Source organism: Lentzea xinjiangensis, assembly GCF_900110955.1.
GTDB classification, from domain to species: domain Bacteria; phylum Actinomycetota; class Actinomycetes; order Mycobacteriales; family Pseudonocardiaceae; genus Lentzea; species Lentzea xinjiangensis.
Genome location: NZ_FOFR01000001.1, coordinates 943,886 through 956,464, shown reverse-complemented (window position 1 = coordinate 956,464; position 12,579 = coordinate 943,886). Strand labels below are relative to the sequence as shown.

Annotated in this window: 10 protein-coding genes; 3 read left to right on the top strand and 7 right to left on the bottom strand. The window is 71.5% G+C overall.

The window, feature by feature from the left end:
- Positions 1-23: 23 nt before the first annotated feature.
- From BMW88_RS04880 to BMW88_RS04855, 6 genes are all read right to left on the bottom strand, one after another.
- Positions 24-1,301 carry a M20 family metallopeptidase gene (locus BMW88_RS04880; protein WP_089949289.1) on the bottom strand — a complete coding sequence of 426 codons (1,278 nt, stop codon included), beginning with the start codon at positions 1,299-1,301 and terminating at the stop codon, positions 24-26.
- Positions 1,298-2,470, bottom strand: coding sequence for a M20 family metallopeptidase (locus tag BMW88_RS04875; RefSeq protein WP_089949288.1), 1,173 nt, complete (start codon positions 2,468-2,470; stop codon positions 1,298-1,300). Before BMW88_RS04875 ends, BMW88_RS04880 begins: the two co-directional genes overlap by 4 nt.
- Before the next feature lie 206 nt (positions 2,471-2,676).
- Positions 2,677-2,970, bottom strand: coding sequence for a hypothetical protein (locus BMW88_RS04870; protein ID WP_089949287.1), 294 nt, complete (start codon positions 2,968-2,970; stop codon positions 2,677-2,679).
- A 56-nt stretch (positions 2,971-3,026) separates the two neighbouring features.
- Positions 3,027-4,046 carry a methylmalonyl Co-A mutase-associated GTPase MeaB gene (gene meaB, locus BMW88_RS04865; protein WP_089949286.1) on the bottom strand — a complete coding sequence of 340 codons (1,020 nt, stop codon included), beginning with the start codon at positions 4,044-4,046 and terminating at the stop codon, positions 3,027-3,029.
- On the bottom strand, positions 4,039-6,174 hold the full coding sequence (gene scpA / locus BMW88_RS04860) for a methylmalonyl-CoA mutase (RefSeq protein ID WP_089949285.1): 2,136 nt from the start codon (positions 6,172-6,174) through the stop codon (positions 4,039-4,041). Before scpA ends, meaB begins: the two co-directional genes overlap by 8 nt.
- The gene (locus BMW88_RS04855) at positions 6,171-7,979 is read right to left on the bottom strand and encodes a methylmalonyl-CoA mutase family protein (protein ID WP_089949284.1); all 1,809 of its coding nucleotides are present in this window, start codon (positions 7,977-7,979) and stop codon (positions 6,171-6,173) included. Before BMW88_RS04855 ends, scpA begins: the two co-directional genes overlap by 4 nt.
- A 90-nt stretch (positions 7,980-8,069) precedes the next feature.
- On the opposite strand from BMW88_RS04855, the gene BMW88_RS04850 reads away from it, so the two are divergent.
- The 3 genes from BMW88_RS04850 to BMW88_RS04840 are packed head-to-tail and all read left to right on the top strand — an operon-like array spanning position 8,070 to position 12,154.
- A complete protein-coding gene (locus BMW88_RS04850) occupies positions 8,070-9,707 on the top strand; it encodes a serine/threonine-protein kinase (protein ID WP_089949283.1) in 1,638 nt (545 codons plus the stop codon).
- 57 nt (positions 9,708-9,764) lie between these two features.
- Positions 9,765-10,556, top strand: a complete 792-nt coding sequence (locus BMW88_RS04845; RefSeq protein WP_089949282.1) for a purine-nucleoside phosphorylase — start codon at positions 9,765-9,767, stop codon at positions 10,554-10,556.
- Positions 10,553-12,154, top strand: coding sequence for a phospho-sugar mutase (locus BMW88_RS04840; protein WP_089949281.1), 1,602 nt, complete (start codon positions 10,553-10,555; stop codon positions 12,152-12,154). The genes BMW88_RS04845 and BMW88_RS04840 overlap by 4 nt, the downstream gene beginning before the upstream one ends.
- Here the strand turns inward: BMW88_RS04840 and BMW88_RS04835 are convergent.
- Entirely contained in the window at positions 12,147-12,482 is a 336-nt protein-coding gene (locus tag BMW88_RS04835; protein ID WP_245777557.1) for a hypothetical protein, read from the bottom strand. The two genes, BMW88_RS04840 and BMW88_RS04835, sit on opposite strands and share 8 nt — an antisense overlap.
- Positions 12,483-12,579 lie beyond the last annotated feature (97 nt).

Sequence of the window (12,579 nt, the reverse complement as noted above, 5' to 3'; positions counted from 1 at the left end):
GCCCGGGGATCACCGGCGGACGATCAGGCCAGTGCGGCCAGCGCCGTGTGGACCATGACGCGGACACCCACGAGGAGCGCGCGCTCGTCCAGGTCGAACGTCGGCTGGTGCAGGTCGCGCTGCTTCTCCTGGCCGTTCCACACGCCGAGGCGCGCGAACGAGCCCGGCACGTGCTCCAGGTACCAGCCGAAGTCCTCGCCGCCGGAGGACTGCTCGGTGCCCGCCAGCGCGTCGTCGCCCAGCGCGGCCTCGATGCCGGCGCGCATGATCTGCGTCGACTCCCGCTCGTTCACCACCGGCGGCACGCCGCGGCGGTGGTGCAGGTCGAAGCCGACGCCCGTCGGGGCCAGCAGCCCGGTGACGAGGTCCTTGACCAGCGGCTCCAGCTCGGCCCAGATGTCGCGGTCGCCGGTGCGCAGCGTGCCGCGCAGCAGGCCCTCCTGCGGGACGGCGTTCGGCGCCTCACCCGCGTGGACGGCGCCCCACACCAGGACGGTGCCGGAACGCGGGTCGACGCGGCGGGACAACATCGTCGGCAGGCCGGTGATGACCGTGCCGAGGGCGTGGACCAGGTCCGCGGTCAGGTGCGGGCGCGACGTGTGGCCGCCCGGCGAGTTGAGCCGCAGCTCCAGCAGGTCGGAGGCCGACGTGATGGCGCCGATCCGCGTGCCGATGCGGCCGACCTGCAGCCGCGGGTCGCAGTGCAGGCCGAAGATCCGCTCCACGCCGTCGAGACCGCCCGCGGCCAGCACGTCCAGCGCGCCGCCCGGCATGACCTCCTCCGCCGGCTGGAACACCAGGCGGACGCGGCCGGGGAGCTCGGTGGCCGAGGCGAGCGCCAGCGCCGTGCCGATCAGGACCGTCGTGTGGGCGTCGTGGCCGCACGCGTGCGACACACCGTCCACAGTGGACGAGAACGGCAGGCCGGTGTTCTCCGGCAGCGGGAGGGCGTCCATGTCCGCGCGCAGCGCCACGCAGCGGGGGCCGCTGCCGATGTCGCAGATCAGGCCGGTGCCGCCGGGGAGCACGCGCGGCTTGAGGCCGACCTCGCGCAGCAGCTTGGCCACCAGTTCGGTGGTGTTGTACTCGCGGCGGGACAGCTCGGGGTGGGAGTGGATGTGACGCCGCCAGGCGACGACGTCGCCGGCGTGCACCTTCAACCAGTCGTCGAGCCAGGCGGGTCCGCGGCCCTCTCCGAGATCATCCACACCAGACATGCTCACCCCGGTGGGGCCGACGAGCATCTCGGTGGGCGTCTGCACGGCAGAGGAGCCCGATGGGCGGGAGTCCAGAACCGTCATGCCGCTCCTCCGCGGGCCAGCAGCCGTGCGCGCTGCCGGGAATCGGTGGCTGTCGCGATCGTCGTCCAAGCCATGGCAAGTGCTCCTTCGAGCAGCGCACGGTCGGCCGACGCCGAGGCACAGGCGGTCGCGAACTCTTTTTGGTGGTTCACCGCGTCTCCGCAGTCGATGGCGATGGTCGGGTGGATGGCGGGCAACACCCTTGTCACGTTGCCCATGTCGGTGCTGCCGATCTTCTCTCGCTGCTCCTGCTCCGGCGAAAGCGGACGTCGTCCCAGCTCGGTGGCCGCACGCCGGTAGGCGTCCGCGAGCCACGGATCGGGAGTCAGCTCGGCGTAGACCGGTGACACCTGCTCGACCTCATGGGTGCAGCCGGTCGCGAGCGCGCCGGCGGAAAAGCAGTCCCGGATGCGGTTCTCCAGGCGCTTCAGGGATTCCAGGTTCTCCGCCCTCACGTCGAACATCGCCGACGCGTGGGCGGGTATTACGTTCGGCACCGTGCCGCCGTTGGTGACGATGCCCGTCACCATCTGCCCCGGCTCGAGGTGCTGCCGCAGCAGGCTGATCGAGATCTGCGCGACCGTCACCGCGTCCGCGGCGTTGACGCCCAGGTGCGGGGCGGCGGCCGCGTGGGACGGCTTGCCCGTGTAGTGGACCTCGAGGTCGGTGATGGCCAGCGACTTCGCGGCGCACGACTCGTACGGCGCGGGGTGGACCATCATCGAGAACGAGACGTCGTCGAACACGCCCCGTTCCAGCATCAGCACCTTGCCGCCGCCGACCTCCTCGGCCGGAGTTCCGATCACCTTCACGGTGACACCCAGCCGGTCGGCGACGTCACGCAGAGCGAGTGCGGTGCCGACCGACGCGGCGGCGATGACGTTGTGCCCGCACGCGTGCCCGACCTCGGGCAGGGCGTCGTACTCGGCGCAAAGCCCGAGCACCAGCTCCCCGTCACCGAAGGTGGCGACGAACGCCGTGTCGAGACCGGCCACACCGCGGTCGACCTCGAACCCCTCGCGCACCAGCAGGGAGCTGATCTTCTCCGCGCTGCGGTGCTCGGAGAACGCCAGCTCAGGCTCGGCGTGGATCGAGTGCGAGAGGTCCAGCAGCGCGTCGGAGTACCGCTCGACGGTCGAACGTGTGCTGCTCTTCAAGTCGGTACCCATTTGCCACCATCCTGCATCACCACCCGTGGGACGCAGCTCGCTGATGATGATCAACCGGACGGCCGGTCGCAGCGCTGCGCCGAGCGGCGAGCGAGTTTCGGTCTGACCGATCAAAGATGACGCAAATGGTCGAGAGATACGCTTAACTTTGACTATCGCGTCCCATCATCTGGGACGCGGCGCATCAGCCCCGCTACCCGGCAGCCTCACTTCTTCTTGGCTGCGCGTTCCTTGCGCCACGCGGTCCACCGCTTCTTGTTCCGGTAATACACCAGCACGAACAGCAGCACGGCGATGCCGCCGATCCACAGCTTGCGCTTGGTCTCCGCCCGCTCCTCGGGCGACGGCTCCTGCGGCGCGTCCACGCTGGGAGCCGGCTTCACGGCCGTCTGCTGCGCCGTGGCCGCGGGCGCGTTCGCCGCCTCTTGCGCGGACGCCACGCCGGCGATCCCGACAACGCTCATCAGCGCGAACACCCAGGCCAGCAGCAACCTCGACATGCCGTGAACTGTACCCCGGATACCACCTTCGATGGTCACCCAAACTAGCTAAGTGCCTACGGTGAGTCCGATTGGAACGCCTGCAAGAGCTGCTCCGCGGCGAGGGTGGCGGTCAGTTCTCCCGACCTCACCTTCTCCTCCACCGAGGGCGCCAGCGTGCGCACGGCGGCGCTCTCGCGGACCTGCCGCCACAGCTCGTCGTGGACCATCATCCAGGTCCACTCGACCTGCTGGCGACGCCGCCGTTCGTCCAGTTCGCCGGCCTCCCGCAGGGTCGACCGGTGTTCCAGCACTCGGGACCACAGCTCGTCCAGACCGGCTCCGGTGAGGCCGGAACAGGTCAGCACGGGCGGGTGCCACACCGCGTCCGGCGGCCGCAGCAGCCGCAGCGCGCCGGCCAGCTCGCGCGCGGCCTTGCGGGCGGCCAGCTCGTGCTCGCCGTCGGCCTTGTTGACCGCGATGACGTCCGCGAGCTCCAGGATGCCCTTCTTGATGCCCTGCAACTGGTCGCCGGTGCGCGCCAGCGTCAGGAACAGCGAGCAGTCCGTCATGTTCGCGACGGCGACCTCCGACTGCCCGACGCCGACGGTCTCGACCAGCACCACGTCGAAGCCCGCCGCCTCGACCAGCACGATCGTCTCGCGGGTGGCCTGCGCGACACCGCCGAGCGTGCCGGACGTCGGCGACGGCCTGATGAACGCGTCCTGGTTCACCGACAGCCGCGACATGCGCGTCTTGTCCCCCAGGATGCTGCCGCCGGTGCGGGTCGAGGACGGGTCGACGGCGAGCACCGCCACCCGGTGCCCCTTCTCGGTCAGCATGGTGCCGAGCGCGTCGATGAACGTCGACTTGCCCACGCCGGGCACGCCGGTGATGCCCACCCTGATCGCGTTGCCCGACTTCGGCAGCAGCTCGACCAGCAGCTCCTGCGCCTTGGCCCGGTGGTCGGCGCGCGTCGACTCGACCAGGGTGATGGCCCTGGCGAGCACCCCTCTGTTGCCGTCGAGGACGCCCTTCGCGTACTCGGCGACGTCGAGCACCGGGGCGCGCCGGCCACCGGCCTGCGCACTACCCATGGTGCCCGAGCTGGTCGGCGAGCTTGACCAGCAGGTCCTTGGCCGCGTCCGCGATCACCGTGCCGGGCGGGAAGATCGCCGCCGCGCCCGCCGCGTACAGCTCGTCGAAGTCCTGCGGCGGGATCACGCCACCGACGACGATCATGATGTCGTCGCGGCCGAGCTCGCTCAGCTCCTGCCGGAGAGCCGGCACCAGGGTGAGGTGGCCGGCGGCGAGCGAGGACACGCCGACGATGTGCACGTCCGCCTCGGTGGCCTGGCGCGCGACCTCCTGCGGCGTCTGGAACAGCGGGCCGACGTCGACGTCGAAGCCGAGGTCCGCGAACGCCGTGGCGATCACCTTCTGGCCGCGGTCGTGGCCGTCCTGGCCCATCTTGGCCACCAGGATGCGCGGGCGGCGTCCCTCCTCCGCCGCGAACGCCTCGACGACCTCGCGGCAGGCGTCCACGTTGGACACTTGGCCGACCTCCTGCCGGTAGACACCGGTGATCGTGCGGATCTGGGCGGAGTGGCGGCCCCACACCTCGCCGAGCGACTCGGAGATCTCGCCGACCGTGGCCTTGGCCCTGGCGGCGTTGATCGCGAGCTCCAGCAGGTTGCCGCCGCCGCGCGCCGCGTTCGCCAGCGCCGCGAGCGCACCGTCCACAGCGGACTGGTCGCGCTCCTCCCTGAGCCTGCGCAGCTTCTCGAGCTGCTGGGCCCGCACACCGGCGTTGTCGACCTTGAGGACCTCGATCTGCTCGTCGGCGTCGACCAGGTACTTGTTGACGCCGATGACGGGCTGCCGGCCGGAGTCGATGCGCGCCTGCGTGCGGGCGGCGGCCTCCTCGATGCGCAGCTTGGGCAGGCCCTCGTCGATCGCGCGGGCCATGCCGCCGGCCTTCTCGACCTCGGTGATGTGCCCCCAGGCCTTCGCGGCGAGCTCCTTGGTGAGCCGTTCCACGTACGCGCTGCCGCCCCACGGGTCGATCACGCGCGTCGTGCCGGACTCCTGCTGGAGCAGTAGCTGGGTGTTGCGGGCGATGCGCGCCGAGAAGTCGGTGGGCAGCGCCAGCGCCTCGTCGAGTGCGTTGGTGTGCAACGACTGCGTGTGCCCCTGCGTCGCGGCCATCGCCTCGACGCACGTGCGCGCGACGTTGTTGAACACGTCCTGCGCCGTCAGCGACCAGCCGGAGGTCTGGCAGTGCGTGCGCAGGCTCAGCGACTTCTGGCTCTTGGGCCCGAAGCCGTTCACGAGCTTGGCCCACAGCAGGCGCGCGGCCCGCATCTTGGCGATCTCCATGAAGAAGTTCATGCCGATCGCCCAGAAGAAGCTGAGCCGCGGCGCGAACGCGTCCACGTCCAGTCCGGCGGCCTGACCGGCGCGGAGGTACTCCACGCCGTCGGCGAGCGTGTACGCCAGCTCCAGGTCGGCGGTCGCCCCCGCCTCCTGCATGTGGTAGCCGGAGATCGAGATGGAGTTGAACTTCGGCATGTGCCGCGAGGTGTAGCCGAAGATGTCGGAGATGATCCGCATCGACGGCTGCGGCGGGTAGATGTAGGTGTTGCGGACCATGAACTCCTTAAGGATGTCGTTCTGGATCGTCCCCATGAGCTGCTCCGGCTTCACCCCCTGCTCCTCCGCCGCCACGACGAACAGGGCGAGGATCGGCAGCACCGCGCCGTTCATCGTCATCGACACGGACATCCTGTCCAGCGGGATGCCGTCGAACAGCGTTCGCATGTCGTAGATCGAGTCGATCGCGACACCCGCCATGCCGACGTCACCGGCCACGCGCGGGTGGTCCGAGTCGTAACCGCGGTGCGTCGCCAGGTCGAACGCGACGCTCAGCCCCTTCTGCCCGGCCGCGAGGTTGCGGCGGTAGAAGGCGTTCGACTCCTCGGCCGTGGAGAAACCCGCGTACTGGCGGATGGTCCACGGCTGGTTGACGTACATCGTCGGGTACGGGCCGCGCAGGAAGGGCGCGACGCCGGGATAGGTCTCCAGGAAGTCCAGACCGTCCACGTCGGACGGTCCGTAGACCGGCTTGACCGCGATGCCCTCCGGCGTCTCCCACGCCGGCAGGTCCGTCTCGTACTTCGCCGACGGGAGCGGGCCGAGGTCGACGTCCGCGAAGCTGGGGATCATCGCTGGGCTCCCTGGGGTTCGGTGATGCCGAGGAACTCGAAGGTGCCGGTGAGGATCTCCAGCGCCGGGCACCCGGTGTGGACGAAACCGTCGACCTCCGCGTCGGGTTTCCTGCCCGCGAGGAGTACCCGCCGCGCGCCGACCGCACGCAGCGCCTCGACGACCTGGTCCGCCTGCTCGGCGTAGCCGGAGTCGCTGCCGCACAGGACCGCGATCTCCGCGCCCGACTCCCGGAACCGGCTCGCCACGTCCTGCGGCGTCCTGGTCGGGCCCGCGGCCGGGGTGGCGAACCCGCCCGCGTTGAAGAGGTTCGCGGCGAAGGTGGCGCGCGCGGTGTGGGCGGCGACCGGGCCGAGGGTGGCGAGGAAGACCTGCGGGCGTTCGGGCTGGGCGTCGGCGAGGTCGCGCAGCTCCTCGAAGGCCTGGGCGTAGCGGACGCGCGGCAGCCCGAAACTGTCGGACCCGCTTGAGATGATGGGAGTGGGGGGCGCGTCCCCTCTGGGGGTCTGCGAGTCGGTATCGATTCCGACGGGCTCGCGGCCGACGGGCTCGCGGCTCGCGGGCTCGCGGACCACCGGCTTCTCGCCCAGGTTCGGGAACTCGCTGACCCCGGTGATCGGGTCGCTGCGGTCGGCCAGCCGCGCCGACCGCTTCGCCCACGTCTCCGCGATCCGCACGGCGACCAGCTCACGCGCCTGGAAGACGCCACCGGCCCGTTCGATCTCCTGGAACCACGACCACGCGGCGACGGCCAGCTCGTCGGTCAGCCTCTCCACGTACCAGGACCCGGCCGCCGGGTCGATGACCGCGCCGAGGTGCGACTCCTCCAGCAGCAGGTTCTGCGTGTTGCGCGCGATCCGCCGCGCGAACTCGTCCGGCAGCCCGATGGCCGCGTCGAACGGCTGCACCGTCACGGAGTCGGCCCCGCCGAGTCCGGCGGCGAGCGTGGCCACGGTGGTGCGCAGCATGTTCACCCACGGGTCGCGGCGGGTCATCATCGCCGACGACGTCACGGCGTGCTGCACCTGCGGCACGTCGACACCGGACACCTCGGCGACCCGCGCCCACAACCGGCGGGCGGCGCGCAGCTTCGCGATGGTCGTGAACTGGTCGGCGGTGGCGGCGTAGCGGAACTCGAGCTGCCCGAACGCCTCCGCCACCCCCAGGCCCGCCTCCGTGAGCGAGCGCAGGTGCGCCACGGCCAGCGCCAGGGACGCGCCCAGCTCCTCGGAGTCCGAGCCGCCCGCGTCGTGGAACGGCAGCGCGTCGACGACGACGGTCCGCAGGTGGGGGAACGACGACCGGGCCTGCCTGATGACGTCGATGGCCTCGCCGGACGGCACCAGGGCGAGGTTGCCCCGCACCTGGTCGGCCAGCACCGGTGCCTGGTCGTAGATCCGCAGCATCGCGCGCGCCGCCTCGACGTCGCCGTCGAGCACGATCGGCGCGAGGTCGAGGTGGACGCCGTCCAACACCCGTTCGAGTGAAGTTGCGGGCAACGCGAGCCACAACGAGGTGACGCCGCCCTCCAGGTCGTTCAGCACCGCGACCGGGTCGGGCACGGCGTGGCGCTGCCGGACGTCCCAGCCCTGCTTGACCGGCGCGAGCGCGTACGGGACGGGCGGCGCGTCCTCGAGGGTGTAGAGCGGCTGGAGCTCGATGCCGTCGTAGGTCCTCGTGACCAGCGAGTCGAAGCTCGCGCCGGTCTTGCCGAGGACGGCGTCGACCAGCTCACGCCACTGTTCCCTCGACGCCGGCGGGAACTCGTTCGAGCGGAATTCGGCGGGCAAGGCCAACTCCATCATGCGTTGCAGTGTTACCGACCGGTACCGAGACGGCTATGTGAGGTTCACCGCCGTTAACGATGCAGTCAGTGTGTCAGGAACAATAGGTTGGTGGAGAACGGTGACCAGGAGCAGTTGATCGCGGCTCGTTATCGGCTGCTGCACCTGCTCGGTCAAGGCTCGATGGGCACCGTCTGGGCTGCTCACGACGAGGTTCTGCGCAGGCAGGTCGCGGTGAAGGGGATCCTGCGGCCGCCCGGCATGCCCGACGCCGACGCCGAACAGCTGCGCGAACGCACCATGCGCGAGGCACGCGCCATCGCCGCGCTCTCCCACCCGAACCTCGTGACGCTCTACGACGTCATCCAGCACGAGGGCGACCCGTACGTCGTGATGGAACTGGTGCCGTCACGCAGTCTCGGCGAGGTGTTGCAGGAGCAGGGCTGTCTCACCGAGAAGCAGGGCGCGGCGGTGCTGGACGCGGTCGCGGCGGCGCTGGCGTCGGCACACCGGGCCGGCATCACGCACCGCGACGTGAAGCCCGGCAACGTGCTCATCGCGGACGACGGCCGGGTCAAGCTCACCGACTTCGGCATCGCGCGCAACGTCGCCGAGGCGACGATGACCGCGCGCGGCATCACGCTCGGCACGCCCGCCTACATCGCCCCCGAGGTGGCGCAGGGCGGTGACGTGTCGGAGGCCGCGGACCGGTGGTCGCTCGGCGCGACGATGTGGGCCGCGATGGCCGGCGAGCCGCCGTACGTGGGCAAGAACGTCATGCAGACCATCAACGCGGTGATCAACGGCGACGTGCCGGTGCCGGCGGGGGCCGGCCGGCTCGCGCCGGTGATCAGCGGGTTGATGCGCAAGGACCCCGCCGAGCGGATGTCGCTCGTCGACGTGCGCAAGCAGGTCTACCCGCTGCTGCCGGAGCCGGGCACGGACGCGTTCGAGGTGCGCGAGTCCGTGCCGTTGCCGGTGGTCGTGCGGCCCAAGCCGAAGATCGAGCCGGACGCGCCGCTGGCCGACGACCCCGGCCCGCTGCCGTTCGCGGTCACCGAGCCGATGGCGCCACGGGGCCGCCGGGGCCCGGTCGCGACCGCGTTCGTGCTCGTCGGGGCCATCCTGTTGTTCCTGGCGGGCTCCGGCGGCGGGTTCGCGCTGGTCCGGCTGACGGCGGGAGCGCCGCTGCTGCCGCCGACCGAGCAGACGCTGCCGGTCCTGCCGACCCTGCCCACGTCCGCGACCCTGGAGCCGCGCACCGCCTCGGCGGTGACGGCGATCGGCGACCAGGGCGGCAAGTTCACGCTGAACGTCGACCGGGGCTGGGCGGTCTACGCCGAGCAGCGCGCCGCCGACCGGCAGTTCCCGCCCTCGGCGGTGGTGCACTTCGTGTCGGGGAGCGGCGCGTACGAGGTGGCCGTGCAGCGGTTCCCCGACTACTACCCGAAGCGCGACATCAAGGCGTACGTGGCGGGCGTGCAGGCGCGGTGGCCCAGCCGGTTCTTCGGCGGCGAGCGGGTGCCGACGGCGAACCTCGCGGGGCCGCGGTTCGAGGACGGCGTCCAGTTCGTCTACAAGACGGTCGAGGGTGACGAGCCCACCGCGTTGCGCAGGTCGCACTTCTCGCGGGTCCTCCCCCACCGCAACGACCTGTGGGTGGTGGAGGTCGTCGTGCCGACCGAGCAGGAGGACGAGGCCAGGGTCCGCCTGTTCGACGCGATCGCCTCGACCTTCGCCCCGGTGTGAGCCGTGTCCCGCGACTCTCGTCGAACAGACCCGCGGGACACGGCTTACGCTTCCGCGGTGACTCCAGAAGAGCTGGCCGGCAAGGCCGCGGAAGAGATCCAGAGCCGCACCGGCGTGGCGAAGCACGACATCGCGATCGTGCTCGGCTCCGGCTGGCGGCCCGCCGCCGACGTGATCGGCGAGCCGGTCAGCGAGATCGGCGTCGGTGAGCTGACGGGCTTCGAGGCGCCGACCGCGCTCGGCCACGGCGGCACCATCCGCTCCGTCGAGGTGGGCGGCAAGAAGGTGCTCGTCGTCCTCGGCCGCACCCACGGCTACGAGGGCAAGGGCGTGCAGAAGGTCGTCCACGGCGTGCGCACGGCCGCCGCCGCGGGCGTGTCGACGATCGTGCTGACCAACGCCGCCGGTGGCCTGCGGCAGGGCATGTCGGTCGGGCAGCCGGTGCTGATCTCCGACCACCTCAACCTGACCTCGCTGTCGCCGCTGGTCGGCGCGCGGTTCGTGGACCTGACGGACCTGTACTCGCCGCGCCTGCGCAAGGTCGCGCAGGAGATCGACCCCTCGCTCGAGGAGGGCGTGTACGCGGGGCTGCCGGGACCGCACTTCGAGACGCCCGCCGAGATCCGCATGCTGCGCACGCTGGGCGCCGACCTGGTCGGCATGTCGACCGTGCACGAGGCCATCGCCGCGCGCGCCGAAGGTGTCGAGGTGTTCGGCCTGTCGCTGGTCACGAACCTCGCGGCGGGTATCACCGGCGAGCCGCTCAACCACCAGGAGGTGCTGGACGCCGGCGCCGCCGCCGCCCAGCGCATGGGCACGCTGCTGCGCGAGCTGGTGGACCGCGCATGAGCCTGACGCCGGCATTGCGCGACGCGACGTTCCGATGGATCGCTGACGACCCGTCGGACGCGACTCGAACCGAGCTGCAGGGCGTGCTGGCGCGGGCGATGGGAGGCGACCCCGCCGCGGTGGAGGACCTGCGGGACCGCATGGCCGGTCCGCTGACGTTCGGCACGGCCGGGCTGCGCGGACCGGTGCGGGCGGGCACGAACGGCATGAACGTGGCCACCGTCGTCCGCACGACGGCCGGTGTGGCGTCGTGGCTCGGCGGTTCCGGGCTGGTGTTCGTGGGACGCGACGCGCGGCACGGTTCGGAGGAGTTCGCCTCGGCGGCCGCCGAGGTGATGGCGGCCGCCGGCTTCGACGTGCGGGTGCTGCCGGGGCCGCTGCCGACGCCGGTGCTCGCGTACCTGGTGCGCAACCACGGCGCGGTGGCGGGCATCCAGATCACCGCGTCGCACAACCCGCCCGCGGACAACGGCTACAAGCTCTACCTGTCCGGTGGCTCGCAGATCGTGCCGCCGGCGGACGGCGAGATCGAGAGGGCGATCGAGTCCGTCCCCGCCGCGGTGTCGGTGCCCCGTGCCGCCACGTACTCGGTGGTGCCGGACGCCGACGTCGACGCGTACCTGGACCGGGTGGCGTCGCTGCCCAGGGGCCAGGCGCGCGCGTTGAAGATCGCGTTGACGCCGATGCACGGCGTCGGTGGCGCGTTGGCCGTGGAAGCGTTGCGGCGCGCGGGTTTCACCGACGTGCACGTGGTGCGGTCGCAGGCGGTGCCGGACCCGGACTTCCCGACCGTGGCGTTCCCGAACCCGGAGGAGCCCGGCGCGTCCGACGAGCTGCTCGCCCTCGCGGCGGCGGTGAACGCGGACCTGGCCATCGCGCTCGACCCGGACGCCGACCGGTGTGCCCTGGGCGTGCGGGACGGCGAGACGTGGCGGATGCTGCGCGGCGACGAGACGGGCGTGCTGCTCGGCTCGCTCGTGCTGTCCACCACCGAGTCCGCGGATCCGCTGGTGGCGACGACGATCGTGTCCTCATCGCTGCTCAAGTCGATCGCCGCCGCGCACGGCGCCCGCTACGCGGAGACGCTGACGGGCTTCAAGTGGCTGGCCCGCGCGGGCGAGGGTCTCGTGTTCGCCTACGAGGAAGCGCTCGGCAACTGCGTCGACCCGGAGTTCGTCGCCGACAAGGACGGCATCTCGGCCGCCGTGGTCGCCGCCGACCTGGCCGCCGGGCTCAAGGCGTCGGGCCGCACGCTGCCCGACGCGCTCGACCAGCTCGCGCTCGACCACGGCCTGCACCTGACCGACCAGGTCTCCCTGCGGTACACCGACCTGAGCCTGATCGGCGCGACGATGGCACGGCTGCGGTCCGCGCCGCCCGCCGACTTCGCCTCCGAGGACCTGCTGCCCGGCGCGGACGTGCTGCGCTGGACGGCCGACGGCGTGCGCGTGGTCGTGCGCCCGTCCGGCACGGAGCCGAAGCTCAAGGCGTACCTGGAAGTCGTCGAGCCGGTCACGGACGGACTGGAGTCCGCCCGTGCGTCGGGTCAGGCCCGGCTGGCTCGGCTGCGCGAACGCGTCACCGAACTGGTCAGCTAGACAGCGCGATCACCAGGCACAGCGCGGCAAGGGCGAAACCCCCGCCGGCCACCCAGTAGACCCTCCTGGTCGGCGGGGCGATCGCGTTGCGACGCCCCTCGGTGACCGCCGCGACGGCGATCCGCCCGCAGATGTACGCGACCGTGCAGAGCCCCACGCCGAGCCCGAGCAGCATCGTGTTGACGTCCCACGGGCTGTGGTCGAAGCCCGGCCACAGCGACGCGAAGAGCGGCCCGAGCCCGATCATCCCGATGCTGACGGCGAGGCCGAAACCCCAGGTGATGCGGCGCTGACGAGGACTGGTCGTCATAAAGGCGGTGGTCTTCATGGTCCCTCCTGTGTACACCCTCTAGGACGTCTTCCCGGCCCTGGGGTTCCGTTCGCGGAGCAACAGGAACGCCTGCGGTCCCCTTCGTCCACACCCC

What these genes read in the sequence shown, in the direction of transcription:
- BMW88_RS04870 (WP_089949287.1), bottom strand. Translation starts at nt 2,970, where the DNA reads ATGTCGAGGTTGCTGCTGGCCTGGGTGTTCGCGCTGATGAGCGTTGTC.
- scpA (WP_089949285.1), bottom strand. Translation starts at nt 6,174, where the DNA reads ATGATCCCCAGCTTCGCGGACGTCGACCTCGGCCCGCTCCCGTCGGCG.
- BMW88_RS04855 (WP_089949284.1), bottom strand. Translation starts at nt 7,979, where the DNA reads ATGATGGAGTTGGCCTTGCCCGCCGAATTCCGCTCGAACGAGTTCCCG.
- meaB (WP_089949286.1), bottom strand. Translation starts at nt 4,046, where the DNA reads ATGGGTAGTGCGCAGGCCGGTGGCCGGCGCGCCCCGGTGCTCGACGTC.
- BMW88_RS04840 (WP_089949281.1), top strand. Translation starts at nt 10,553, where the DNA reads ATGAGCCTGACGCCGGCATTGCGCGACGCGACGTTCCGATGGATCGCT.
- BMW88_RS04835 (WP_245777557.1), bottom strand. Translation starts at nt 12,482, where the DNA reads ATGAAGACCACCGCCTTTATGACGACCAGTCCTCGTCAGCGCCGCATC.
- BMW88_RS04875 (WP_089949288.1), bottom strand. Translation starts at nt 2,470, where the DNA reads ATGGGTACCGACTTGAAGAGCAGCACACGTTCGACCGTCGAGCGGTAC.
- BMW88_RS04880 (WP_089949289.1), bottom strand. Translation starts at nt 1,301, where the DNA reads ATGACGGTTCTGGACTCCCGCCCATCGGGCTCCTCTGCCGTGCAGACG.